Origin of the sequence: Streptomyces sp. col6 (assembly GCF_008042035.1) — a bacterium.
In the GTDB taxonomy this organism is placed as follows: domain Bacteria; phylum Actinomycetota; class Actinomycetes; order Streptomycetales; family Streptomycetaceae; genus Streptomyces.
Genome location: NZ_RDBL01000021.1, coordinates 84,770 through 107,918 on the forward strand (window position 1 = coordinate 84,770; position 23,149 = coordinate 107,918).

Below are 23,149 nucleotides of genomic sequence, written 5' to 3' on the forward strand. Positions count from 1 at the left end.
AGCCGGCGGCGACACGGGGTCACTCGAAGAACTTCAGGCTCCACCCCGTGTCCGTGTTCGGGCCGGGCACGTTGGCGCGGCTGTACGTGGTGTTCCCCCACCAGCAGAAGGAACCGGTGTACCAGGAGCGGTTCTCCCAGCTGTAGGGGGTGCCCTTGGGGACCGCGTGGAACATCAGCGGGAAGGTGGGTCCGGCCGGCGGGCTGGTGCCGATGTCACCGTCGAGCAGGACGAAGGTGTGGTGGCCGGGGCCGTTCACGTGCAGGGTGGGGTCCCAACCGGCCATCATGGTCGCGCCGTTGGAGCCGAACAGACAGCCGTTGGACTTGTACCAGTCCCAGACGTACGTCGGGTCCCCACCCGCCCGGAGCCGCAGTTCCGCGATGCAGTACTGCTCGCTCCAACTGCCGTTGGCGGAGTACGTGATGTGCAGCTGGCCGTTCGGGTCCTTGATCGCTTCGGGTCCCTCGTTGATGAACGGGTTGCCGACGACGCGCTCCCAGCTCTCCCTCGGCTGGGAGATGATGTACCGCGCGCCCGTGGGGGTGGTCGGGTTGCTCATCCGCGCGATGTAGAGGTTCTGCTCGACATTGGTGCTGCCGGCCCAGCCCGACCAGACGAACCAGCGTTGGCCGTTGAAGGTGAACATGGTGCCGTCGATGGCCCACTTGTCGTCGGGGAGGGCGAGCTTCGTCGCGGCGCCGTACCCGCTGTCCGGGGCGGCGGAGCCGATCACGTACATCCGGTGGGCGGCCCCGCGGCCGGCCGAGAAGTAGATGTAGTAACGGCCCCCGTCCCGCACGATCTCCGGCGCCCAGACCTCACCCAGATTCCCGGTGTCGGACCACACCTGCCGGGCCGTGGCGGACGCCAGACCACCGGTGGAGGAGGCCTGCCGGACACTGATCCCGGCACCGGTCGACTGGACCGAGATGTACGTCCCGCCGACGCGGAGCACGCTGGGGTCGGCACCCCGAATGGCGGTCTGGCCGGCCTCGGCGGATGGGGCGGTCATCAGTGACATCGTGAGTGCCAGGAGCACCGACAGCGCAAAGGCTGTGATGACGGATGTACGAGGAAGTCTCATGGCTCCTCTTTCCCGTGCGGGTTCGTCGCGGGGGCGGGCTGACATCCTGACCCTATCCAGAAAGCGGCGTGAGCATGTCAATCACCTGCGTCCTTCTCGGCCGGCCGAGTCAAAGCAATCCGACCGCGCCTCGACGTCCCGTCCGCAATGGCCCTTGCCCCGGCCCGTCGGCTAGGGGGCGGCGTCGTCGGGCAGGCCGTCCAGAATCGTCGCGATGGTGGTCGTCGCACCGTTGACCTCCTGCAGCCGGCCGTCGGCGAACCTGACCTCGAAGCGGCCGTCGCCGAGCGGTCTGGCCCTCGGGAGGTCGTGGCACACGGGCGGTGCTGCCCGGCGGCTGAGGGTGAACCAGTACATGGCCCGTCCGGGGGAGAGGGCCCGGAGCCGCGGCTGTTCGAACGCGGCCTCGACGAGGTCCCACCAATCGGTTCTCTGCTCGCGTGCGGCGGACATGGCGGCGTGCTTACGCATCACCCGCCATCGTGCCGGTATGGCTTCGCCGCGCTCGTGGGCTTCGGCCAGCTCCCAGGTACGCAGGAAAGTCCACTGTTCGACGAACTCGCGCACCTCGGATGTCCGAAGCCAGGACTGCATGGCTCCGGCGACCTCGGACAGGTCCTGCGTGCTGCCCGAGGCCATCTGGATGCCGTGGGTCCAGCAGTCGACCAGGAAGAGGCGCTCGTCGCGGGCCATCAGGACATACGTCGAGCGGCCGTCCGCTTCCGCTTTCGCGGCCACACGCCGCCAGCCCGGCGAGGCCGTCAGCTCGATCGTGAGCTCGTGGCCCCCGCGATCCGCCTCCGCCTGGAGAGCACTCTGCAACGAGCCCGCCCTCACGACCTCGGGATAGTCCCTCACGTACTCGCGCATGAACTGGGTGGCGCCGGGCAATGGCGCCCTGTCAAGGGGATCGGTGGCGCTGGGCGGTGCCACATTTGGCTGCTGCTCGGACATGCGATCGATCCTGCCAGAACGGCCGCCACCAGGCGTCGGCCTACGGGAAAGCGATGGCCGAGCCACGTCCATCAGCCGGACCGGATCGCCCCGGAGGCCGCGGACACCTCCATCGGCCGCACAAGGTCCGGCAATCCCCCGACGGCCCGCAGGCGTCCGCCTTCGGCCTCAGGAGGCGTCGAGGGACACCCCGTCGACGGTCCAGAACCAGTTGTTGCCGCCCGTGTAGCGGAACCGGATGCGGGCGCTGTGTACACCGGCCGGGACCTGGAGGGTGATGGCCTCGCCGCGCGAGGAGGCATCGGCGGAGTAGGTCTTCACGGTGACGGGGGTTCCTCCGTCCCAGGACACCGATACCTCGCCCTTCTGCGGCGATTCCTGGCGGTAGAGGGTGGTGTAGCGCAGGACGGCGGTGGATCCGCCGGTGACCGCCCAGGCCGGGCTGACGAGGGTGGAGTCGAACGTGCCGGTGAAGGACTTGTCGGCCCACTCGTCGCCGTCGGCCACGGCGAAGACGTTGCGGGCGCGGATGTTCGACTCCCGCTGCTGGCCCCGCTCGGCGGCGGTCCAGAACTCGTCGGTGGTGAAGGACCAGCCGCGCCACTCCGTCACACCGCCGGTGCCCATGGCGGCGTTCTCGACGGACCAGCCGGCGGGCGGAGTGTGGGTGAAGCCGGTGACGCCCGCAGCGATGCCCGTCTCGTCGACGCGCGTGGCCAACTGCGGGCGCAGAGTGTCGAATGCGTCGGGCACGGGCGTCTGGAGCGGGCGGCCGTCCAAGCCCCAGGCGGCGTCGATCGTGACGCCGAGGTGGGCGAGGGCGGAGGCGGCGACATCCGGCATCTTGATGTCGTACCGGGTGGTGCCGGCCGTGATGGTGCCGCCCTTGGCGATGAGGAAGGTCTGCCGTTCGGGATCGGTGTTCCCGCCGTGGCCGCCCGCGTCCGTGTGGCCGTGATCCGCGGTCACCATGATCAGCCAGTCCTCGGAGGCGTACGTGGACCTGCCCGTGACGGCGGCCATGATCTGGCCGACCTGCGCGTCGGCCGTCTGGATCGCCGTCAGGTACTGGCTGCTCGCCGCACCGTAGCTGTGGCCCGCGTGGTCGATGTTGTCGAGGTGGACGAAGACCGCGTCCCGGTCGCCGCCTCCGAGCTCGGCCACGGCGCGGCTGGTCGTGCCGGTGTCGTACTCGGCGGAGGGCGTGGAGACCCGGGTGTCGACGGCGGAGGAGAAGACCGTGTCGGTGATCGGGGCCCAGGAGGAGACCGCGTACGTCGAGAGGGCGGGCTTCGCCGTCTCGACGCGGGTGAGGAAGTCCGGGTACCTGGCGAAGGCGTGGCCGGTGAACGCGTTGTCCTTGACCAGGTGCTTGTCGGGCCAGACGCCGGTGAGGATCGTCGACCAGCCGGGGCCGGACAGGGTGGGGGCCAGCGGATCCGCGTAGATGCGGCTGGCGGCGGTGACGCCGCCCGCCATCAGGGCGTCGAGGTGGGGCGTCGAGGCGTCCTTGATGCGGCCGAGGAGCGCTCCGTCGAGACCGATGACCAGCACCTTCGGGGTGCGGGCCGCCGCATGAGCGGTGACGGCGGCGAGGGGCGTCGCGACAGCGGCGAAGGCCGCGGAGAGAAGCACTGTGCGGCGGGACGGTCCAGCGGACATGGAAGAGCCTCCGTGATCGTGTGGGGGTGCCGGGCCCGCGCCGATGACAGAGCACCGTACGCGGGTCCAGACCCGTTATCATTCCGCGACAACTCGTCGTGGGTCCATACCTCTGCGGTGGAACAACGGGCGACGCTCAGCTGCCGGTTGCCGACTTCCAGGCGTCCACGTAGGAGTCCAGACCGGCGGCGATGGCCGGCCAGTCGGGTTCGAAGACGTCGACGTCCTTCATCAGCTCGGCGAGTGCCTCGGCGTCGGCGTCGGTGGCCTCGATGTCCGTACGGGGCGAGAAGCCGCCGCCGATGGCGCTGACGTTCTTCTGCGCAGCCTCGGAGAGCATGAAGTCGAGCAGCTTCTTGCCGTTCTCCGTGTGCGGTGCCTTGTCGACGAGACCGGCTGCGTAGGGGAGGGCGAAGGTGGTTGCCCTGCCGTCGCCCTTCGCCGGGAACCAGATGCCGAGGTTCGGCATGTCCTTGGACTGGGCGTAGTTCATCTGCACATCGCCGTTGGCCGCGAGCAGTTCGCCCTTGTCCACCTTGGGGGCGAGTTTGCCGGTGGAGGCCGAGGGACCGACGTTGTTGGACTGGAGCTTCTTCAGATACGCCATCGCCGGCTCCTGGCCGCCGAAGTCGTGCATCGCCTTGATGAGCACGGCCGTACCGTCGCCGGCCACACCCGGCGTCGAGTACTGGACCTTCTCCTTGTAGGAGGCATCCAGCAGGTCTTCCCACGACTTCGGTGCCTCCTTCAGCTCCTTCTTGTTGTAGATGAAGCCGAAGTAGTTGTTGACGACCGAGGTCCAGGTGCCGGTGTGTGCCTTGTCGGCGCCGTCCACCCGGTCGGAGCCGGCGGGTGCGTACTTCGCCAGCAGCCCCTTGCTGTCGGCCTGCTGGATGAAGGGCGGCAGGGTGACCAGGACATCGGCCTGGGTGTTGGTCCTCTCGCGCTGGACGCGCTGGACCATCTCGCCCGAACCGCCCTCGACATACTCGACCTTGATGCCGGTCTTCTTCTCGAAGTCGGCGAAGACCTTGTCGTACCACCCGTCGTTCTTCTCGCCCTTCAGGCCGTCGGCACTGTAGACGGTCACGACCTTCCGGTCCGAGGCGGAGGAGGAACCACAGGCGGAGAGCGAGGCAGCGAGGGCCAGGCAGCCGGTGACGGCGGCGAGCGACGTGAAATGGTTGCGCATGGGTGTGTGACTCCTGATACGTGAGAAAGAGTGTGGGTGCGAGAGGCGTTCACCGGTGGGCCCGGCCCGTCGGTCAGCGATAGGAGGCTCTGGTACGGATACGGGAGACGGCGAGCAGTACGAGCAGCGTCGCGGCCATCAGAACCGTGGCGACGGCGGCGCCGGTGAAGAGCGAGCCGCGGTCGGTCGCGGCGAAGATCTGTACGGGCAGCGGTGTCCAGTCCGGCGGGTAGAGCATCATCGTGGCGCTCAACTCCCCCATGGAGAGGGCGAAGCAGAGCCCCGCAGCGGCGGTGAGCGAGGGCAGCAGGAGCGGCAGCTTGATCCGCCACAGGGTGTACGCCGGGCCGGCGCCGAGACTGGCCGCCGCTTGTACGTACACCGGGTCGAGCCGCACGAGGGCCGCCGACACCGACTGGTAGGCGAACGCGGTGACGAGAACGGTGTGCGCCAGGATGACGATCCAGGGCGTCCCGTTCAGCAGCAGGGGCGGCCGGCTGAAGGCGACGAGGACCGACAGACCCACGACCACGGACGGCACGGCGACCGGCAGAACGAAGAGCGCGTCCATGAACCGCTTGCCGCGCCTGCCGAGACATGCTCCGGCGATGGCCGCCCAGCTGCCGGCGAGCAGGGCCAGTAGCCCGGCGGCGAGGGCGGTGAGGAGACTGGTGGTCAGCGCCCGCAGCGCGTCCCCGCTGGTGGCGGCGGCGTAGTGCTCGGCGGTGGGGCCGGAGGGGAACGCGCCGGACCAGTTGGTGGCGAGTGACGCGGCCAGGATGACCAGCAGCGGCACCGCGAACAGCGGCAGGAAGAGAAGGAAGAAGACGAGGCGGATCGCCCACCGGGCGGCCCTGCTATGCACCAACACGTCGGCTCACCACCCGGTACAGGCCGTACAGACCCACGGAGATCGCGATGTTGACGACGGCGACCACACAGGCTGTCGGGTAGTCGGATTCCAGAATCGCCTCGCTGTAGACCAGCATCGGGAGGGTGGTGACGCCCTTGGCCCCGGTGAAGAGGACGATGCCGAACTCGTTGAGGCACATCACCAGGACGAGGCTGCCGCCCGCCGCGAGCGCCGGCAGCGCCTCGGGGAGGATCACCCGGCGCACGATCCGGACCGGCCCGGCACCGAGCGAGGAGGCGACCTCGATCTGCGCGGTGTCCAGCTGCGAGAACGCGGCCAGCAGCGGGCGCATCACGAACGGAGTGAAGTAGGTGATCTCCGCGAGCAGTACTCCCCAGGGTGTGCCCAGGAAGTGGAAGGGGCCCTCGGCCGCTCCCGTCACGTCGGTCCAGACGCCGTTCGCCATGCCGGCGTTCCCGTAGACGAAGAGCAGAGCCAGGGTGATGAGGAAGGACGGGAAGGAGAGGAAGACGTCGATGAACCTGGCGACGAAACCCCCACCGGGGAACGGGACGAACGCGATGACCAGGGCCAGGACGAGGCCGAGGACGAGACAGCCGGCCGCGGAGCCCGCCGAGAGCCAGACCGTGGTGAGGAGCGCGGAGCGGAAGGACTCGGAGCCGAAGACGTCGGCGTACGGCGCGAGCGAGAAGCCGCCCCCGTCCGGGCTGACGGACTGCCGGACGACGAGGAACAGCGGATGGAGGAAGACCAGCGCGAGCGCGACGACCGGTGGCAACGCCCAGAGGAAAGCCGGCGCGCGACGCGGCTCACGAGAGGCCGACGGCGCCTGCGGCCCGGGTCCCGTGCTGGGCGGCGAGACCCGGGGACCGACTGGCTTCAGTACGGGGACGGGGGAGGCGTCAGCCATGGAGCCCTCCGGACGGCCCGGCCGCCGAACTTGCGGGCTCCTTGACCGGGGCGTCGGCTACGGCGGCCGCCGCGCCCGGGAGCAGGACGGCGTCCTCGGCGGCGAAGTGGACGGTGATCCGGTCACCGGGGCCCGGTGTCTCGCGCAGCTCGCGCACGTCGGCCGTGAGGCGGTGCCCCGAGACGTCGATGCAGAGGCGGTGTGTGTCCCCGCGCCACTGGACGTCGGCGACGGTGCCGGTCAGTGCGTTGGGGCCGTCCCCGATCCCGACCCGGTGAGGCCGTACACAGAGTGTGGCGCTCGCCCCGGAGGCGTGGCAGGCGCCGCCGGTGGTGGCGAGGGTGTGCCCGGCGAAGTCGACGGTGTCCCCACCAGGGCCGACGCGGACCGGCAGGAGGCTGGCGTTGCCGATGAACGAGGCGATGAACTCGGTGCGCGGGCGCCGGTACAGCTCCTGCGGCGTACCGCAGTCCTGGAGCCTGGCCCGGTCCATGACCGCGATCCGGTCCGCCAGCGTCAGCGCCTCGATCTGGTCGTGGGTGACGTAGAGGATCGAGACCTCCGGCAATTCCCGGTGCAGACGGGCGAGTTCGGCCAGCATGCCGGACCGGAGCTGCGCGTCCAGGGCGGACAGCGGTTCGTCCAGGAGCAGTACCGACGGCCGGATCGCGAGGGCGCGGGCGATGGCGACACGCTGCTGCTGGCCACCGGAGAGCTCCCGGGGGTAGCGCCTGGCATAGGCGCTCATGCCGGTCATCTCCAGTGCCTCACCGACCCGCGCCGGTATGCCGGCCCTGGGGACCTTGCGGGTCCTGAGGCCGAAGGCGACGTTGTCCTCGACCCGCATGTGCGGGAAGAGGGCGTACTGCTGGACCACCATGCCGATGCCCCGTTTGTGCGGGGGCAGGGCGGTGACATCGCGGTCACCGAGGTGGACCCGCCCCGACACGGGGCGCACGAATCCGGCGACGGCGCGCAGCGCGGTGGTCTTGCCCGATCCGGACGGCCCGAGGAGGGCCACGACCTCGCCGCGCTCGACGGTGAGTTCGAGCCGGTCGAGGACCACGGTGCCGTCGTAGGCGACGGTGACCTGGTCGAACCGGATGCCCGGTCCGACCGACCCGGCCGTCATGCCTCCGCCCTCGCGATCAGTCCGGGCAGCTCGGCGACGGACCCGAGGACATGGGTGGCGCCGTGCCGGAGCAGCTGTTCCTCGTCGTGGGCGCCGGTGAGGACACCCGCGACGATGCCGGCCCCGGCGCGTCCACCACTGAGCATGTCGTACGAGGTGTCCCCGGCGACCACGATCCGCCGTACGTCGTCCACGGAACCGGTACGCAGCAACGCGGCGAGCACCATGTCCGGGTAGGGCCGGCCCCGGCCGCCGGCGTCCGCCGGGCAGAGCGTCAGCGGGACCAGATCCTGCCAGCCGAGTGCGGCGAGGATGGCGTCCTGGGTGACGCGGGCGAAGCCGGTGGACAGGACGACGGTGCGACCGGCTGCGCGGAGTTCATCGATGGCCTCGCGGGCGCCGGGTATCGCCGAGATCGCCCCGCCGTCGACGAGTTCGCCGTACGCCACCTCGAAGACGAGGTTCGCGCGCTGCGCCTTCTCCTCGTCCCCGAAGAGGTGGCGGAAGACGGAGATCTTGGACTCGCCCATGGTGGCGCGGACGTAGTCGAGCTTCGCGGCATGGTCGGCGGAGCCGGCCTCGACGCCCAGGCGCCCGGCAGCGGCGGAGAACGCCCGCTCGACCAGGCCGCCGTCGGCGACCGTTGTGCCGGCCATGTCCAGGACGACGAGTCGGTAGGAGTGGTCATGCGTGGTCATCTTCACCAGCCCAGTTCGTCGGCGGTCGTTTCGGCGATGGCGGGGGAGCAGGTCATGCCTCGCCCCCCGGGCCCGGTGACGAGCCAGACCCCGTCGCTCACCTGCTGACGGTGGACGACGCGGCTGGTGTCGGTGCACTGGGCGTACACCCCGGCCCAGCGGTGCCGGATACGCGGCAGCGGGCGGCCGAGGAAGGATTCGACGACGCCGGCGAGGTGTTCGTACGGCTCCTCGACGGTGTCGAACGAGAAGGGGTGCTCGTACTCGTGGGTGTCCCCGATGGTCAGCCCGCCGTCGCGGCGCTGCACCATCAACAGCTGCATCCGGTGTGCGGACGCGGTCGGTGCCTGCGCCTGCCCGTCGTTGAGCGCGTCGAGCGCAGGGCCGCCGTAGGCCGGGTAGTAACGGAAGCTGTCGGCGTCCGCGACCGAGGTGGTGAGTGTGTCGCCGAGTGGGTCGGTCTGCATCATCTGGAGGCGGACGCGTCGCACCGGCAGCCCGGGTCCGGCCAGTTCCCGCACGAGGCCGCCCAGCCAGGCACCGGTCGCCAGGACGACGGCGTCACCGGTGTGGACGTCACCGTGGTCGTCGCGCACCGAGGCGGTCCCGACCACCTCGCGGACCTCACGGCCACCGAGGAAGGTGTACCGGCCGGACGCCAGCAGCGCCCGCTTCAGCGCGAGTTGAGCGGTCCGGGGCTCAACGGCCGCGTCCCGCTCGCACCACAGGGCGGAGGCGAACGCGCCGCGCAGGGCGGGATTGATCGCGCGGGCCTCGTCGGCGGTGACCAGCTTGTAGCCGCGGGCAGCGGCGTCGTTCCGGGCGACGGCTGCCTCGGCGACGGCGACTTCCAGCTCGGTGCGCAGCAGGGTGAGCGAGCCGCAGGGGCGGAAGCCCAGGCCGGGCACCTCGGCGCCGATGCCCTCCCACAGCTCACGCGCCCGCAGCGCGGTCTCCAGTTCCTCGCCACCGGCCCGGCCGCTGACCCATATCTGTCCGAAGTTGCGGAGCGATGCCCCGCGCGCCTCACTCTCGCGCTCGATCTGTACGACCTCGTGGCCGCGCTTGACTGCGTGCCAGGCGTGCATGGTTCCCACCACGCCGGCTCCTACGACGATGACCTTCACGGCGGAAACACTCTTCGGGGCCGGTAACCCTGGTCGGTCCGGGGAGCAACGGGACAGTGAACGGGCCTGCAAGTTTGGCCTAGACCCGTTATGTTCCCGTTACTTTAGGGAAGGTGAACGCCGCACCGGCTCCGACCGCCGGCGTGGTGTCCGCGCGGTCAGTGCGGTCGTTCGTGACCGAGGTGCGTACGGAAGGAGAACCGGTCACCCCGGAAGAGGGTGCGTACGCGCTCCAGCGGACGGCCTCCGGCATCGCGCGACAGGCGGTGCAGCAGCAGCATCGGCAGCGCGGGCGGAGTGCCGATGAGCAGTGCCTCACGCGGCGTCGCCAGCACGGTCTCGATCCGCTCGTCGGCGTCACCGAAAGACAGGGAGAGCTTCTCGGTCAAGTAGGCGTAGAAGGAGGAATCCGGATCGAACTCGGTGTCGAGGGCAGGCACCCGGGCGACCGTGACGTAGGTGCTCTCCAGCCCCACCCGCTCGTCGTCGGCGAGCAGCACCCGCTCCATGTGCCAGACGGGTTCGCCGGGCTCCACCTCGATCTCGGCGGCCAGCGCCGTCGGGCAGGGGAAGCGCTCGAGACCGATGAGATGCCGCCCCGGCCGCCGGCCCTGCCGGCGCACGCCCTCGGTGTAACTGGCCAGCGACAGCGGCTGTTCCAGCTTGGGCCCTGCCACCACGGTCCCCCGCCCCTGACGGCGCAGCCGCCCTTCCAGAAGCAGTTCACGAAGCGCCTGCCGGACCGTCTCCCGTGAAACCTCGTGGCGCAGCGCCAGGTCGCGCTCGGTGGGGAGAGTGTCCCCCTCCCTCAAATCATCGATGAGAGACAGGAGTTGCGCTTTGACCGCGTAGTACTTCGGAATGCGTCCATGCTCCGGGATGCCGGAGCGCACGGGTGCGCCGGGTGCCTGATCGTTCGGGTAGTCCACCCGCCGATAGTGGCACGGGAACGGCTGGGCCTGCGGCTCTGCCACCGCTGACCGGCCATCCGGGCCGGCACTGTTCCATGGCGACAAGGCAGGATCGGCTGTGTGATACGCCGTCCTCACGACGATGCCGGGCTCCGGCCTACGCCCCGGGCACCGGCGGTGTCCTCCGGGCCGAACCCGCCGCAGAAGCCGCGTCCGCCGCCGACCGCATCTCGTCGAGCGTCGGGGGTCCGGGGTCACGAACGGGTTGACCGATCTCGGTCGGCCAATGGGGCCGGACGCGTTCCACGAAGTCGGCGAAGTCGCACCGCAGATACCGTGAGTCGGCCGGCTTCAGCCGGATCTGCTGACGACTGTCGGCCCACCAGATCTCGAAATCCGCGACCGTGCCTTCCACCAGCCAGTCCTCGCTCTGCTCCGGAAGCAGCAGGACGTCGACGAAGCCTCCGACGCTCAGGCCGATGTCCACGAAGATCCCGATCGCGCCGGGCCGGGGAACCTGCACGACCGTGCCCTCGAAAACCTGCCCGAAGCGCAGGCCCTTCCGCATTCGAGTCCACTCGGCATCTGTCACCACGAACGCATCGTCGCATGCTTGACCGAACGCATGGCCACGCGCGAGCCTTGCGAGCACAGGGGGATGCGGCGACCGCGCTGAGCGAGGATTCTGTGTCCTTCGCTTGCAGCGGGCGGCGTGCGGGGGTGTGCGCCGCGAACCATGAGTGGGTGCGCGGATGATCGGATTCCTGATCGACATGGTGGGGAGCCGCTTGCTCCTCGGAGCCGTCGGGAAACGCCGGACCAGGGCTCAGGACCGGGCATTTTCCGAGGGCAGCGAGATCCTGTTCGAGGCATGCGTCCTCGGCGACCGCCCGTTCTGCAGACCGGCCATAGTCTTCCTGGCGGCTTCCAGGACTGCTCTGCACGTATCGCCCACCGAGCTGAAGACGCTCGGCCGTCGCGCTCTGCCGACCGAACACATCGAGATACGCCGGGTCCGCGAGCGGACCCGATCGGACCCCCGGATCATCCGCCCGTCCTGGTCCGTCGCCGAGTGCTACGACGGGACCGCCCCCTTCACCATTGCCTGCGCCCCTGAGCACATGCGCCACGTCACCGGGTCACTCCGAACGGAAGGCCCTGGACCGACCCCCACTACGGCCGACTGACAACGCCAACCGCCGGCCGAGTTCCCGCGTCCCGGCCGGGCAGGACGGGGTGCCGGCGCCGGAGCGCATCACCTCTCAGTACACCGTGTCCTGCTGGTCCGGTACGACGCTGCCGTCGCCACGCCTCACGGGGCCGTGGGTGCCGTCGGGTTCGGTGTACGCGCTGGTTGCGCAGGGATAGGCCGTGGTCCTGCGGGGCAGCGGTTCGATGAACATGGGGTTCACGACCCAGCGCCCGTCGGCGTTGTCGTAGGCGCGGCACATCACCTCGTTCTTGTTGCGGTTGAGCACGAGGTGCGCGCCCGTGGCATCGCCGACGAACGTCACGTCGGTGTCGGCGTCACCGCCGCCGAGCGTGATCCGCCGGTGGGGAGCCTGCCGGTTCCAGGCAGCCGCGCCCTTGATCCCGTAGATCTCCTGGTTGATCCAGCAACGCTTGCCGTCGATGTACGGGATGGCCTCGCCCTCGGTGACGCCCACGCCGCCGCAGCCCTCGTTGCTGGTCGTGATGCGGCCCTTGCGGTCGAGCACGGACCGGATGGCGACGGTGTGCGCACGGTCGATGCCGATGCCGCGCGACCACACCTCGGTGACCGGCTCCGAACCGGCCGAGACGATCCAGACGTCGAATCCGGCCCTCTGGAGCGTCCGGACGAGGTCCCGCTGCTGGTCGTAGTACCGAACGTAGGCGGGGAGGACATGGGTGCCGACGGTGCGGGTCGCGCCGACGGGCGCGGCGAGTGCCTCCGTACGGGCGGCCTCGGCGTACGCGCGCAGTTCGGGGACAGTGTGTCCGGCGAACAGTTGCGGCACCCATGCGTACTGCGGCACGGTACGGCGGTGGTTCCACTTTCCCGCGAAGGCGGCCTCGCCGCTCATCGTGCTGCCGTCCTCACGGATCTGGAGGATCTCGTCGGCGCAGCGGGCGTTGGTGGAGGTGGGCAGCGGCGTTCCCACCTTCACCTCGGTTCCGCAGGCCTCGGTGAGGGCCTTGTCCGCGGTGTCGGTCAGCCATGTGCTGGTGTCCTTCCAACGGGCGGGCCGAAGGATCTTGTCGTGCCGCAGGGACCAGCTGATGGTGGCGTCGGTGACGTCGTTCTTGGTGATGGTGTTGTCCCAGTCGAACGCCGCGACCGGGCGGGGCCCGCCCCTGCCGTGGCAGGTGCCGCGCTCGTCGATCACGCGCTGCAGCTGGGCTCGGTTGCCGCCGTACCAGGGAAGGTCGTCGGAGAGCTGGGGGCAGCGGGCCGTCGGCGTCACGGGCGCGCGATCGGCCGGGGCGGCTGCCACGGGGCCGGTCGCGGTCGCGACCGCGAGTGCGGCCGTCACGGCTGAGGTCCACGCGAGAACAAGTCGTGTGCGCATGCGAGTGGACCGTACATCAATGTTTCGGTGATGTAGAGGGGGCACGCTTCCCTCCGTGGAAGTCACCTGATGGGTGCTCACCTTGCGTCGCTCCGGCGTGTTTCCGTGCCCGGGGCAGTCCCGCCGACGGCAGGTCGCACGCGGCAGTGAGTCGGACCAGGAGGCAGATTCCGGTCACCGGCAGCACGCCTGCTGGAGCGGCGTGGACGCGTACGCGGTTGCCTCGGGCCCGCCGCTTCTCACCCCGAGGCGGCCGGCCGGTCGGCAGCCGGGTCCGCGGGGAGCAGCGGGCGCAAGGCCCCCACCGCTGCCCCGACGCAGGTGTCACGCAACTCGGTGCGGGTGCAGGTCTCACGGGTGAGCCAGTCCACGCAGAGCACCTGCACGAAAACCAGCCATGCCTTGAGTGCCGAGGAGGCGGCGTCGCGCACGCGCTCGTCGCCGAGCGGGAGCACGCCGAGGAGGCGTGAGCGCAGAGCGTCGAGTTCATTCGTCATGATCGTCTGGATGACCGGGTCGCCCGCCAGCACGCGGTTCGCGGCCAGTACGGCATGACGGTTCGCGATGAAGTAGTCGAGGTGGGCGTCCAGGCCCTGGGTGAGCTGCTCGACGAGCGAGGCGTCCGGATCGAACCGCGTTGCCACGAGCAACTGGTCGGCCGCCTGCTGGTACATCGCCGCGAAGAGGGCGTGCTTGCTGGGGAAGTGCTGGTAGAGCAGGGCGCGGGACACCCCGGCCTCCCGCGCGACGTCCTCCATGAGCACATCGTCGTAGGGGGCCGCGGCGAACAAGCGCGCGCTGACGGTGAGCAGCTGCGTGCGGCGGTCGGCGGGACTGAGGCGTCGGCGGGTCGGCACACGCGCAGCTTACTTGACATGTGTCTAGCAGTGACCTCTAGGGTGGTGCTTAGTAGACGCGTGTCCACTAAGGCAGGGGGAGTCATGAGCAGAGCGCTGCGGATGTTGGCCTGGGTGACGGGAGTTGCGTGCGTGGCGATCGGCCTGTTCCACGTGATCGGCGGCAACGCGGCGATCCCCGGTGAGGCCGACGCGGGTGCGACCATCGACAGCCTGGGCCGTTTCTTCGGTGCGATCTTCGCCGGCTACGGACTGGCGTGGCTGTGGGCGGCCCGGCAGAACCCCGTCCCGGCAGGCGTCGTGCGGTGGCTCGCGGCGGTCTTCCTGCTGGGTGCCGCGGGCCGGCTGCTGTCCCTGGCGGCGCACGGCTGGCCGCACCCGTTCCAGGTGGTGCTGACCGCGATCGAACTGGTCCTGCCGCCGGTGTGGTTCTGGCTGGCCGACGCCGACGAGCAACGGCGTATCAGGTCCCCCTTGGCATCGGACAGTTGATGGCGGCGCATCGCCGCACCACGATCCTGGATCACGCTCGGCCGCGTGCCTCTGTCCCGCCGATGGCCTCCTCTTGTTGAACACGGTAGAGAGGCGGTGGCTGCCGTTGATCGAGAGGAGTCCGAGGACGTGGATGTGTATGAAGCGGTGGACAGCCGTCGGGCTGTCCGGGCGTTCAGCGATGAGCCGGTTCCCAAGGAAGTACTCGAACGAGTGCTGGCGACGGCGTCACGGGCTCCTTCGAGCGGCAACCTCCAGCCGTGGCGCGTCTATGTCGTGGCAGGCGAGCCCCTGGCCGAACTGAAGAAGCGTGCGACGGCCAGGGCGCTGGCGGGAGACCCCGGTGATGAACGGGAGTATCCGATGTATCCGGCCGAACTGACTTCACCGTATCTGGACCGATTCTCCGAGGCAGCCGCCCAGCGGTACGCAGCGCTGGGCATCGAGCGCGAGGACCCCGACAGACCCGCGAAGATCGCGGCCTTGAACTCGGGGGCGTTCGGGGCGCCGGTCGTGCTGTTCTGCTACCTGGACCGGCAGATGGGGCCCGGCCAGTGGGCGGACGCGGGGATGTACGTGCAGACGGTCATGCTGTTGCTGAGGGCGGAGGGTCTGCACAGCTGTCCCCAGGTGATGTGGACGATGTATCGCAAGACCGTCAGCCAGTCGGTCGGGGCCGGCGACGCACCGGTGCTGTTCTGCGGTGTCGCGGTGGGATTCGAGAAGAAGGGCGCTCCACGCCTGCGCACCGGACGGGCGGACATGACTGAAACAGTGAGCTTCGTCGGACTGTGACCGTCAGGGCGGGCCATCCGTAAAGCCCGTGGCGGCACAACTGCGGGTCCGGCATCATCCCCGTGTGATGGTGATGCAACCCGTTCCGGAAATCTCCGCTGACGACTTCGCGCTCCGGCGGGTTGGCGAACACGAGCCCTATGGCTACCTCGTGCGGTACAGGGGGCTGCCGGCACACGCGGCCGCCGTCACCGCTGCCCCGGCACAGGCACTGAACCCGGCGCCCGCACGATGACCAGCTTCCTGACCCACCGAGCGCACGTGCACGACGCCCGCCACCCTGTCCACCGGCGGCACAGCGCGCTGCGCACCTGCCTCACGATATTTGCTCCGTACGGGCTACGGGCGACATACCACCACCTCACACTCAGCGCCGAGATCCCCCGGCGGCTGGAGGCGGACCCGGAGGCGCTGGTGCGGGCGGTGGAGGAGCTGCACGAGGCGCGGGTGCTGTGGCTCGCACGAGCGGAGGCGTACGCCGTGCAACGGCGGGCGGAGAAGCGGGCCGGGCGGCGGGCTGTGGCGAGTCCGCGACCCTGGTGGCTGCGGAGTTGGTGGGAGAGCCCGAACCGCGGCTGGTACGAGGACCCATTCCGTCATCCGTCACTGCGGCTACCGGACTACGTCCGGCGGCAGAACGCGATTCTGGACGGCGCGGACCTCTCCGGGTGCCCCGCTTGCGGGGACGAGAGACCGCTGGTGTCGCACTCCACCGGGCACGGCTGGGTGGAGCTGTGCCCCGGGTGCGCGTGGGTGTCGGCGCCATGTCCGTGCGGCCGGCGGCACCGGGTCGTCCCGGAGACGCCGTCCCCCTGGAAGGGGATCTGGAGGCGGGCGCACATGGGCAACGACGGCAAGCCGAACCCGAATTGGCCTGCGGGCTGGGCGGTTGGACGCGGCGCGGGACCGGGATGTGACTGATCAGCTGAGTGGCGCGCTCCTCACATCATTGATCCCCCACGCAGGTGATCGTCGCCCGGCGTTTCGCGTAGCGAAGAGACACGCGCTGACGGCCTCGCCGTCCTCAACACCCGGCCGAGTCCGCGAAGGGGGTGACGCTACCCACCCTGGAGTGTGCGGCGTCCGCAAGTGCAGCGGAGAGGCGAACCTGTGTCCTGGGGCATGGGCGCCTCGTGTCACACTCCTTCCCCGATGGCGCGGGGGCGTTCGTCTCGCGTGTGATGAAGGGGATGCGTGTGAAGAGGGTGGGGTGGGCTGTCGTCTGCACGGCGGCAGTGACGATCGGAGCGGCCGGCTGCGGGGGCGACGGCATCGGTCGGGATGTGGACAGGACGTTCGCGGCTCGCTCCGCCCCCGTTGCGGTGAGACCGGAAGGCTCCGGTGCAATCACCAAGGCCAAGATGCGCCTGGTGCTCGACGGCATCACCAGGGATGTCGGGGCGCCGCCGAGCGATCCGGAATGGGGTTCGACGCTGAAGTCGTCCGACAACCCGATGGCTGCGTGCTTCGTCGTTTACAAGGGGTTCGGTACGGCCGCCTCCCCACTGGACGTGGACCGGACCGACGCCCTGGCGGCCGCGTTGACCGGCCGTGGGTGGGCAGAGGACAGGAAGCGCAAGACGCGAAAGGCGCCGGACGGCACCGTCGACGTGGTGGAAGCGGTGTTCAAGAAGCTCGGCTGGACCATAGTCATGGAGTACCGCATGCTCGCCGACGACCCCGTGCTCAGTCTGAACGCTTTCGACGATGCCTGCGTGAAGAAGGCCCAGGCGGCCAAGGACTCCACGCCCGCCAACTGACGTAACCGGCAGGACCTTTGGGGGAATCGACCCTGTCCGCAGAGGATCCTCGACCGGGAACCGGCCTTCAGCGGGCGGTTTCGTGCTTCGGAAGGCGGCGTTCCGTGCCGCCAGAGGTTGCGGACGCTTGAGAAGTATGGCCCCCTCCGAGCGACAGGGGAAGGTCCGGACCCGCTGGGCCGGCATCAGCCGCGTCCGGTGAACTATATTGTGCAGCGATGACTACCGGGACGGCATCGCGCCACACACGGATGGGTGACCCGGTGCTCCACTGAGCGCCGTACGGGCCGGTTTCGGCCCGCCGCTGAGTCGAGGAACCGGCGCTGCTGCGCGGGCTCCGCCTCCTGTCGTGTTGATCGCAGCTCCACACGACAACCACGACAGGAGAATTCATGCCCATCAAGATGCTGCAGATTCCCACCGCGGACGGCCAGGCCGATGCGTTCGCTGCCTTCCCCGACGACGGCGGGCGGCACCCCGGGGTGCTGATGTACGCGGACGGCTTCGGAATCCGGCCCGTGCTGCGGGAGTTGGCCGGCGAACTGGCCGGACACGGGTACTACGTGCTCGTGCCCAACCTCTTCTACCGGAACGGCCCGGCACCGGTGATCGAACTTCCCGAGTACATCGGAGAGGAGGCCCGGCCCGCGGTCGTCGCCCGGCTGATGCCCTTGATCGAGGCGCACACCACTCGGCGCGTCCTGAGTGACGCCGACGCGTATCTCACCTTCCTCACCGCTCAGCCCGAGGTCTGCGCCGGGCCGGTCGCGGTGACCGGCTACTGCATCGGCGGACTGCTGGCGACACGCACAGCCGCGGCCCATCCCGGCCAGGTAGCCGCCCTCGCCGCATTCCACGGCCCGGTGGGCGCCGACGGACCCGACAGCCTCGCCGGTCTCACCGCCGAGATCCATTTCGGTCACGCCGAGGGCGACTTGACGCCCGAAGCACTCAGCCGGCTCAACCGGGTCCTGGACGCGGCAGGTGTCGCCTACACCTCCGAGATCTACCCCGGCACCGTGCACGGCTTCACCATGTCCGACACCGACGCCTTCAACTCCGCTGCGCTACAGCTCCACTGGGACCGCCTGCTGCCCCTTCTCGGCCGCGCCCTGACCAAGAGCTGAGGCACTTTCCGGGAATCAGGTGGAAGACACCGTCTCCGGAGCCCCGGCGGTGCTCCGGAGACGGTGGAATGCCGGCATGAGCCGTCGGCGCGGCCCGTTCGGCGGCTCGCTCTCCGTGCGTGTCCCTTGATGCCGTCGCGAGTCGAGTCGTGCCCCACCCCGCCCCGGGCTCTCACTGCCCCGGGAGTGTCCCGGTGATTGCGGCGACGGCCATGCGTACCGCCCGGTCCGTCACAGCGGCCGCGTCGTCACCGTTCTCGATCGCCGTCGTGGCCGCGTTGACGATTCCCTGGAGGAGCAGCGCGGTGCGCCGCGGGTCCTCCTCGCCCAGTTCCGTCAGCGCCCCGGTCAGTGGGGTGAGCAGTTCCCGGTGGGCGCGCACCGCGCTCTCCCGCACCACCGCCGCGTCCCGCACCCCCGCCAGTGCCTGGGCGATCCGGTGCTCCCCTCCGCGCACCAGGTCGAGCTGCGACGACACGTAGGCGGCGATCTTCTCCTCGGGCGTATGGGCCGCCGACATGCCCGCCCGGATGGCGTTTGTCCAGCGCGGCATCGTGTCTTCGACGACCGCGGCGAGTAGTTCGGGACGGCCCGGAAAGTACTTGTACACGCTGTTGCGGGCGAGGCCCGTCGCCTTGGCGACCGCGGTGAAGGTCACGGCGCCGGCGTCGCCGCTCTCCAGCAATGCGCGTGCCGCCCGCACCAGGGCCAGTCGTTGCTGGGCATGGTGCTCGGCAACCGTGGCGGCTCTGATCCTGGGCACCACCCCAGTCTAGAAGCCCCGGATCCCCGGACCGGCCCACTTGGGGACGCTGCGTCGCTATCATCTATGTTGGCGACGCACCGTCCCTAACATCGATCCATCGAAAGGAACCGCTGTGTTCCTGGCCCTGCTGGAGCTGCGCGCAGCCCGAGGACGCTTCCTGCTCATGGGATCCGTCGTGGTGCTCGTCGCCGCACTTGTCGGCATCGTCTCCGGTTTCACCGCCGGCCTGGGAGACGACACCGTCTCCGCGCTGCGCCGCCTGCCCGCCGCTCAGCTCGTCTTCTCCTCGGACGCCCGGTCCGACCAGTTCGCCCGCAGCCTCCTCGACGAGAAGACCGCCACCGCGTGGAGCGCGGACGCGGACACGCAGACGACTCCGCTGGGGGTCTCCATCACCCGCGGCACGACGGACCGCGGCATCGAGGTCGACCTTGCCGCCTTCGGCGTCGAGCCAGGCTCCTTCCTCGCCCCCTCCGTCACCACGGGCCGGGGCCTCGGCGGCAAGGCACCGGACAGCGTGGTGATGTCCGCGAAGCTCGCCGACGAGGCCTGATCGCTCCCCTCGTGGTCGGGGCCTTCTTCGCCGTGTGGACAGTGCAGCGGCAGCCCGAGCTCGCTCTGCTGCGGGCCATGGGCGCCTCGCGCAGACGGCTGCTCGCCCACACCGTCCTCCAGGCGGCCCTGGTCGTCGTCATCGGCACCGCGGTGGGCGCCGCCCTCGCAGCAGGGGTCGGACTGCTGGTCGGCGAACAGGTGCCGTTCAGTCTGCCCGCGGCCTCCCTCGCCCTCACCATGTGCACCGTGGCGGCCGTGGGCCTCGCGGGCACCGCCCTGACCCTGCGCCGGGTCACCCGAGCCGACCCGCTGACCATGCTGGGAGCCAACCGATGAGCCTCGAACTGTCCGGCGTCACCGTCGCGTTCGGCCGCGCCGACGCCCGTACCGCCGTCCTTGACGCGCTCGACGTGACCTTCGAGCCCGGCCGGATGACCGCTCTGGTCGGCCCGTCCGGCTCCGGCAAGTCCACCATGCTTGCCGTCGCGGGTGCGCTGCTGCGGCCCACCTCGGGGCAGGTGCTCCTGGAGGGCGAGGACCTCGCCGGGTTCTCCGACTCCCAGCGCGCCAGGGTCCGCCGCGAACGGATCGGCTACATGTTCCAGAGCGGCAACCTGCTCTCGGGCCTCACCGCCACCGACCAGTTGCTCGCCGCCGTCCATATTCGCGGCGCCCGCCCGCGTGCGCACCGTTCCCGTGCCCAGGAGGCCCTGACCCGGGTGGGACTCGGGCATCGCCTGCGGCACCGCCCCGAACAGCTCTCCGGAGGCGAGCGCCAGCGTGTCGCCCTGGCACGGGCGCTCTTCCTCGCGCCGAAACTCCTGCTGATCGACGAACCGACAGCGGCCGTCGACCGCTTCCAGGCCGCTGACCTGGCCGCGCTCCTCGCCGCACGTACCCACGAGGACCAGTGCGTCACGGTCGTGGCGACGCACGACCCCGTGGTGGCGGAGGCCGCAGACCGGGTCGTGGACATGGCCGCACTGGCTGCCGACGAGAAGCCGATCGTCCACTGAGACGCCTTCGGCGCCGTTACTCCAGCCGGGCAGCCCCCGGTGCCGGGGGGCGTGCTGTGCGGGGGAAGGCTCGTTCGAGAGCCGTGGCCAGCGCGGTGGGAAGCGCTGACGCGCCCCGAGTCCTCGATCGGCGAACGCCTTGAAAGGTGCGACGGCCCCGACCCGGCGGGAAGGGACCGTCGCACGGGCGGGCGTTCAGTCCTTTCGGTTCGCGGCCCCGAGGCGCAGCGCGGAGACGAGGAAGAAGACGCCCCCGAGAAAGGCGTACCCGGCCAGATTCGCGAGCGTCGCGCCCTCCTTGCCGGCCTGAAGGAAGAAGCTTGTGCCGGCGAGGGTGGAGATGGCCCCGCTCACGATCATCGGCCACTGCCCGCCCATCCGTCGCCGCACCAGGGCCACGGCGAGCTGCGCGATGCCCGCGGTGACGGCCCAGACGCCCCAGACGCGCAGGACGGCCGGAACGCCGGAGGTGAGTGCGGCCCCCAGGGCGATGCCGGTGAGGGCGCTCAGGCCGACGTTCACCCATAGCCTCGCGGCGGCACCGCCGGCCGCCCGGGTCGACCGCAGATCGACCACCGCGCAGGCCGCGTCGAAGAGCGGGTAGAGCACGAGCAGCGTTCCGTTGAGCGGGCCCAGCGTGTCGGCCGTCGCGAACAGCAGGGCCGCCCAGACGGCGGCGAACGCGAACCGCAGGAGATACAAGGTGCGCAGAGGCGCCGAGAACGGGGCCGGTGCGGTGGGAGCGGGCCGGCTGACGACGGTGTCCATGGCGAAGCCGCCTTCCTGGATGAGGGAGAACGTTCGGTATCTTCATATCGTCAGGTGCTCGGGGCAACCTGTCAAGACCGAACGTTCTCCCTCGGCTGTAGAGTGGGAGCCATGAGCCGGAAGACAAAAGAAGGCAGCACATCCGAGGCCCGAGCGCGGCTGCTCGGGACGGCGGTAAGGATCTTCTACGCGGAGGGCATCCACTCCGTCGGCATCGACCGGATCATCGCCGAGGCACAGGTGACCCGGGCCACCCTGTACCGCCACTTCACCGGCAAGGAGGACCTCGTCCTCGCGTACCTCGAACAGGCGGACCACGGCATAAGAGCGCAGCTGTCGGCCGCCCAGGACAGCGCGGGAACTCCGGGCGACAAGGTGCGTGCGGTCGGCCGGGCCATCGCCGAAGGCATCCGGTCGGAAGGCTTCCGCGGCTGCGCCTTCCTCAATGCCGCGGCCGAGTACCCCGACCCCTCGCACCCGATCCACCAGGCCGTTCTCGCGCACCGGCAGTGGTTCCTCGACACCGTCACGTACCTGCTGGCACAGGTCGGGGACGTGCCGGCCGAGGCGGCGGGACGGCACTTCGTCATGCTGCGGGACGGGGCCATGGCCGCGGGATGCCTCGCCGATCCCGGACTGATCACCGAGACGTTCCTCGAGGGCGTCGAAGGCATTCTGCAGGCACGCTCCGCAGCGCACGTGGCCGACTGAGTGAGTCCGGCCGAGTGAGTCCGGCCGAGTGACCGGCGAGGGCGGCCGGCGAGACCGGCCTTCCGGTCACGGGTGGCGCCTCGCGCGGGTGATCCAGGTGGGAGCAAGGGATCCCGGACCCGGCCCTGAACGTGCCGAGTGGGGTGGGGCGTGCGTCGCCGGCCGCCTGCCTCTGCCGTTCGGCTCACGGATACCCGCGGCACCGCGTCCGATGCGAGGGGTACGCTCGCCACCGTTGCAGCCGCTCGACCGCACCCTGCACACCGCAGGAGGAGCGGGGCCGGCCCAGAGGCGGGCGGCGGCTTGCGGAGAACTGGGGGGTAGCCATGTCCTTGGCCATGTGTCCGCTGTGCAGTGACGACGAGGACATCGAGGTGCGCGCGACGCTCGGCGGTGGACGCCGGATGCTGCGGCACCGGTGCGGATACGAGTGGGAGCACAGGCAGCCGCCGTCCCCGCAGAGACATACGGCCCCGTCCTTCGAGGTTCTCCGGGCACGATTCCCGAAACCCGAGGACGTCGATCCCGAGCGGATGGAGCGCGTGGCCCGGCTGAAGGCGCAATATCTTGAGATCGAGCCGGACTTCGACGCGCGTGTGGCCGCCTACTGGTCCAAGTACCAAGAGGTATTCGCGCCGGACGGACTGCAGACGTGCAACCCACAGGTGCTCAAGGACTTCGCCAACTCCGAGATCGGTGCGCGTCCCGGGAACCAGGCCACGTTCAACTCGGCGTGGAACGGTATGGGCGATGCGGCGGCAGCCGAGGCGACCCGCTCGACGATCGGTTACCTCCTGTACGGCCCTGGCGAGGTGCCCCTGGAGGAGCGGCTCCAGCAACTGCTCGACGGAACGAAGCCTTTCGCCATGACCGGCTTCAAGGAAGCGCTCCTCACGAAGGTCCTGTGCGTGGTGTACCCCGAGCGGTTCCTGACGATCCTCACGTACATGACGGACGCGGGCGGCAAGCGCGAGATCGCACGCATGGTCTACGGCTTGGAGCTTCCGGCACCGGAGTCCGTGAGCTGGACCCGTGGGCGCCTCATTCTCTGGAGCAATGATCTCCTTCGTGGCCTCGTCGGCGACGGCTTCGCCAACCAGCAGCACTCGGCCGCGTTCCTGTGGTGGGCCAAGGATCGTGTCGAGCGGTGCGGGTGACGGAGAAGAAGGGGCGAACACCGGAGCCGACGGAGCGGGTCAGGAA

23 protein-coding genes and 1 pseudogene are annotated in these 23,149 nt (G+C 70.0%); 9 read left to right on the top strand and 15 right to left on the bottom strand.

Going from position 1 to position 23,149, the window contains the following annotated elements; genetic code table 11:
• Nucleotides 1-19 precede the first annotated feature (19 nt).
• The 11 genes from EAO73_RS26085 to EAO73_RS26135 all read right to left on the bottom strand — a co-directional run bounded on the left by EAO73_RS26085 (nt 20) and on the right by EAO73_RS26135 (nt 11,199).
• Nucleotides 20-1,087 (bottom strand): glycoside hydrolase family 43 protein, encoded by a 1,068-nt coding sequence (locus EAO73_RS26085; RefSeq protein ID WP_147974026.1) that lies wholly within the window; start codon nt 1,085-1,087, stop codon nt 20-22.
• A gap of 171 nt (nt 1,088-1,258) precedes the next feature.
• Nucleotides 1,259-2,041: a DUF6193 family natural product biosynthesis protein gene (locus EAO73_RS26090; protein ID WP_147974027.1), complete on the bottom strand. Its 783-nt coding sequence runs from the start codon at nt 2,039-2,041 to the stop codon at nt 1,259-1,261.
• Nucleotides 2,042-2,209: 168 nt separating this feature from the next.
• A complete protein-coding gene (locus EAO73_RS26095; RefSeq protein ID WP_191134226.1) occupies nt 2,210-3,703 on the bottom strand; it encodes an alkaline phosphatase family protein in 1,494 nt (497 codons plus the stop codon).
• Nucleotides 3,704-3,839: 136 nt separating this feature from the next.
• Nucleotides 3,840-4,895, bottom strand: coding sequence for a 2-aminoethylphosphonate ABC transporter substrate-binding protein (locus EAO73_RS26100; RefSeq protein WP_147974028.1), 1,056 nt, complete (start codon nt 4,893-4,895; stop codon nt 3,840-3,842).
• A gap of 73 nt (nt 4,896-4,968) precedes the next feature.
• Complete coding sequence (locus EAO73_RS26105; RefSeq protein WP_147974029.1) at nt 4,969-5,766, bottom strand: ABC transporter permease; 798 nt, start codon at nt 5,764-5,766, stop codon at nt 4,969-4,971.
• Complete coding sequence (locus tag EAO73_RS26110) at nt 5,753-6,679, bottom strand: 2-aminoethylphosphonate ABC transporter permease subunit (RefSeq protein WP_147974030.1); 927 nt, start codon at nt 6,677-6,679, stop codon at nt 5,753-5,755. The genes EAO73_RS26105 and EAO73_RS26110 overlap by 14 nt, the downstream gene beginning before the upstream one ends.
• Nucleotides 6,672-7,811 carry an ABC transporter ATP-binding protein gene (locus tag EAO73_RS26115; RefSeq protein WP_147974031.1) on the bottom strand — a complete coding sequence of 380 codons (1,140 nt, stop codon included), beginning with the start codon at nt 7,809-7,811 and terminating at the stop codon, nt 6,672-6,674. Before EAO73_RS26115 ends, EAO73_RS26110 begins: the two co-directional genes overlap by 8 nt.
• A complete protein-coding gene (locus tag EAO73_RS26120) occupies nt 7,808-8,509 on the bottom strand; it encodes a phosphonatase-like hydrolase (protein WP_191134227.1) in 702 nt (233 codons plus the stop codon). The genes EAO73_RS26115 and EAO73_RS26120 overlap by 4 nt, the downstream gene beginning before the upstream one ends.
• Before the next feature lie 2 nt (nt 8,510-8,511).
• On the bottom strand, nt 8,512-9,636 hold the full coding sequence (locus tag EAO73_RS26125) for a TIGR03364 family FAD-dependent oxidoreductase (RefSeq protein ID WP_147974033.1): 1,125 nt from the start codon (nt 9,634-9,636) through the stop codon (nt 8,512-8,514).
• A gap of 158 nt (nt 9,637-9,794) precedes the next feature.
• On the bottom strand, nt 9,795-10,565 hold the full coding sequence (locus EAO73_RS26130) for a GntR family transcriptional regulator (protein WP_147974034.1): 771 nt from the start codon (nt 10,563-10,565) through the stop codon (nt 9,795-9,797).
• A gap of 139 nt (nt 10,566-10,704) precedes the next feature.
• Nucleotides 10,705-11,199: a hypothetical protein gene (locus EAO73_RS26135; RefSeq protein ID WP_224756453.1), complete on the bottom strand. Its 495-nt coding sequence runs from the start codon at nt 11,197-11,199 to the stop codon at nt 10,705-10,707.
• 100 nt (nt 11,200-11,299) lie between these two features.
• Here EAO73_RS26135 and EAO73_RS26140 point away from each other — a divergent pair, with 100 nt between their 5' ends.
• Nucleotides 11,300-11,734, top strand: coding sequence for a hypothetical protein (locus EAO73_RS26140; protein ID WP_147974036.1), 435 nt, complete (start codon nt 11,300-11,302; stop codon nt 11,732-11,734).
• A gap of 75 nt (nt 11,735-11,809) precedes the next feature.
• On the opposite strand, the gene EAO73_RS26145 is transcribed toward EAO73_RS26140, so the two are convergent.
• Nucleotides 11,810-13,099, bottom strand: coding sequence for a haloacid dehalogenase-like hydrolase (locus tag EAO73_RS26145; RefSeq protein WP_224756454.1), 1,290 nt, complete (start codon nt 13,097-13,099; stop codon nt 11,810-11,812).
• Nucleotides 13,100-13,338: 239 nt separating this feature from the next.
• Entirely contained in the window at nt 13,339-13,956 is a 618-nt protein-coding gene (locus EAO73_RS26150) for a TetR/AcrR family transcriptional regulator (RefSeq protein WP_147974037.1), read from the bottom strand.
• Between the two features lie 84 nt (nt 13,957-14,040).
• On the opposite strand from EAO73_RS26150, the gene EAO73_RS26155 reads away from it, so the two are divergent.
• From EAO73_RS26155 to EAO73_RS26175, 4 genes are all read left to right on the top strand, one after another.
• Complete coding sequence (locus EAO73_RS26155) at nt 14,041-14,448, top strand: DUF4345 domain-containing protein (RefSeq protein WP_147974038.1); 408 nt, start codon at nt 14,041-14,043, stop codon at nt 14,446-14,448.
• A 129-nt stretch (nt 14,449-14,577) separates the two neighbouring features.
• Nucleotides 14,578-15,243, top strand: coding sequence for a nitroreductase (locus tag EAO73_RS26160; protein WP_147974079.1), 666 nt, complete (start codon nt 14,578-14,580; stop codon nt 15,241-15,243).
• A gap of 1,235 nt (nt 15,244-16,478) precedes the next feature.
• Nucleotides 16,479-17,003 carry a hypothetical protein gene (locus tag EAO73_RS26170; RefSeq protein WP_224756455.1) on the top strand — a complete coding sequence of 175 codons (525 nt, stop codon included), beginning with the start codon at nt 16,479-16,481 and terminating at the stop codon, nt 17,001-17,003.
• 392 nt (nt 17,004-17,395) lie between these two features.
• Nucleotides 17,396-18,130, top strand: a complete 735-nt coding sequence (locus EAO73_RS26175; protein ID WP_147974040.1) for a dienelactone hydrolase family protein — start codon at nt 17,396-17,398, stop codon at nt 18,128-18,130.
• A 172-nt stretch (nt 18,131-18,302) separates the two neighbouring features.
• Here the strand turns inward: EAO73_RS26175 and EAO73_RS26180 are convergent, their stop codons facing one another.
• Nucleotides 18,303-18,893, bottom strand: coding sequence for a TetR/AcrR family transcriptional regulator (locus EAO73_RS26180; protein ID WP_147974041.1), 591 nt, complete (start codon nt 18,891-18,893; stop codon nt 18,303-18,305).
• A gap of 115 nt (nt 18,894-19,008) precedes the next feature.
• On the opposite strand from EAO73_RS26180, the pseudogene EAO73_RS26185 reads away from it, so the two are divergent.
• Both EAO73_RS26185 and EAO73_RS26190 read left to right on the top strand, forming a co-directional pair.
• A pseudogene (locus tag EAO73_RS26185) lies at nt 19,009-19,787 on the top strand (FtsX-like permease family protein).
• A complete protein-coding gene (locus tag EAO73_RS26190) occupies nt 19,784-20,467 on the top strand; it encodes an ABC transporter ATP-binding protein (protein ID WP_147974042.1) in 684 nt (227 codons plus the stop codon). Before EAO73_RS26185 ends, EAO73_RS26190 begins: the two are co-directional and overlap by 4 nt.
• Nucleotides 20,468-20,662: 195 nt before the next feature.
• On the opposite strand, the gene EAO73_RS26195 is transcribed toward EAO73_RS26190, so the two are convergent.
• Nucleotides 20,663-21,235, bottom strand: coding sequence for a hypothetical protein (locus EAO73_RS26195; protein ID WP_147974043.1), 573 nt, complete (start codon nt 21,233-21,235; stop codon nt 20,663-20,665).
• A 111-nt stretch (nt 21,236-21,346) separates the two neighbouring features.
• On the opposite strand from EAO73_RS26195, the gene EAO73_RS26200 reads away from it, so the two are divergent.
• Entirely contained in the window at nt 21,347-21,946 is a 600-nt protein-coding gene (locus tag EAO73_RS26200) for a TetR/AcrR family transcriptional regulator (RefSeq protein ID WP_147974044.1), read from the top strand.
• A 542-nt stretch (nt 21,947-22,488) separates the two neighbouring features.
• Entirely contained in the window at nt 22,489-23,103 is a 615-nt protein-coding gene (locus EAO73_RS26205) for a hypothetical protein (protein WP_224756456.1), read from the top strand.
• The last annotated feature ends 46 nt before the right edge of the window (nt 23,104-23,149 follow it).

Excerpts from the sequence above, each read along its gene's own strand:
- EAO73_RS26095 (WP_191134226.1), bottom strand. The coding sequence starts at position 3,703 with ATGTCCGCTGGACCGTCCCGCCGCACAGTGCTTCTCTCCGCGGCCTTC.
- EAO73_RS26110 (WP_147974030.1), bottom strand. The coding sequence starts at position 6,679 with ATGGCTGACGCCTCCCCCGTCCCCGTACTGAAGCCAGTCGGTCCCCGG.
- EAO73_RS26140 (WP_147974036.1), top strand. The coding sequence starts at position 11,300 with ATGATCGGATTCCTGATCGACATGGTGGGGAGCCGCTTGCTCCTCGGA.
- EAO73_RS26200 (WP_147974044.1), top strand. The coding sequence starts at position 21,347 with ATGAGCCGGAAGACAAAAGAAGGCAGCACATCCGAGGCCCGAGCGCGG.
- EAO73_RS26190 (WP_147974042.1), top strand. The coding sequence starts at position 19,784 with ATGAGCCTCGAACTGTCCGGCGTCACCGTCGCGTTCGGCCGCGCCGAC.
- EAO73_RS26090 (WP_147974027.1), bottom strand. The coding sequence starts at position 2,041 with ATGTCCGAGCAGCAGCCAAATGTGGCACCGCCCAGCGCCACCGATCCC.
- EAO73_RS26100 (WP_147974028.1), bottom strand. The coding sequence starts at position 4,895 with ATGCGCAACCATTTCACGTCGCTCGCCGCCGTCACCGGCTGCCTGGCC.
- EAO73_RS26195 (WP_147974043.1), bottom strand. The coding sequence starts at position 21,235 with ATGGACACCGTCGTCAGCCGGCCCGCTCCCACCGCACCGGCCCCGTTC.
- EAO73_RS26120 (WP_191134227.1), bottom strand. The coding sequence starts at position 8,509 with ATGACCACGCATGACCACTCCTACCGACTCGTCGTCCTGGACATGGCC.
- EAO73_RS26155 (WP_147974038.1), top strand. The coding sequence starts at position 14,041 with ATGAGCAGAGCGCTGCGGATGTTGGCCTGGGTGACGGGAGTTGCGTGC.
- EAO73_RS26085 (WP_147974026.1), bottom strand. The coding sequence starts at position 1,087 with ATGAGACTTCCTCGTACATCCGTCATCACAGCCTTTGCGCTGTCGGTG.
- EAO73_RS26115 (WP_147974031.1), bottom strand. The coding sequence starts at position 7,811 with ATGACGGCCGGGTCGGTCGGACCGGGCATCCGGTTCGACCAGGTCACC.
- EAO73_RS26145 (WP_224756454.1), bottom strand. The coding sequence starts at position 13,099 with ATGCGCACACGACTTGTTCTCGCGTGGACCTCAGCCGTGACGGCCGCA.
- EAO73_RS26175 (WP_147974040.1), top strand. The coding sequence starts at position 17,396 with ATGCCCATCAAGATGCTGCAGATTCCCACCGCGGACGGCCAGGCCGAT.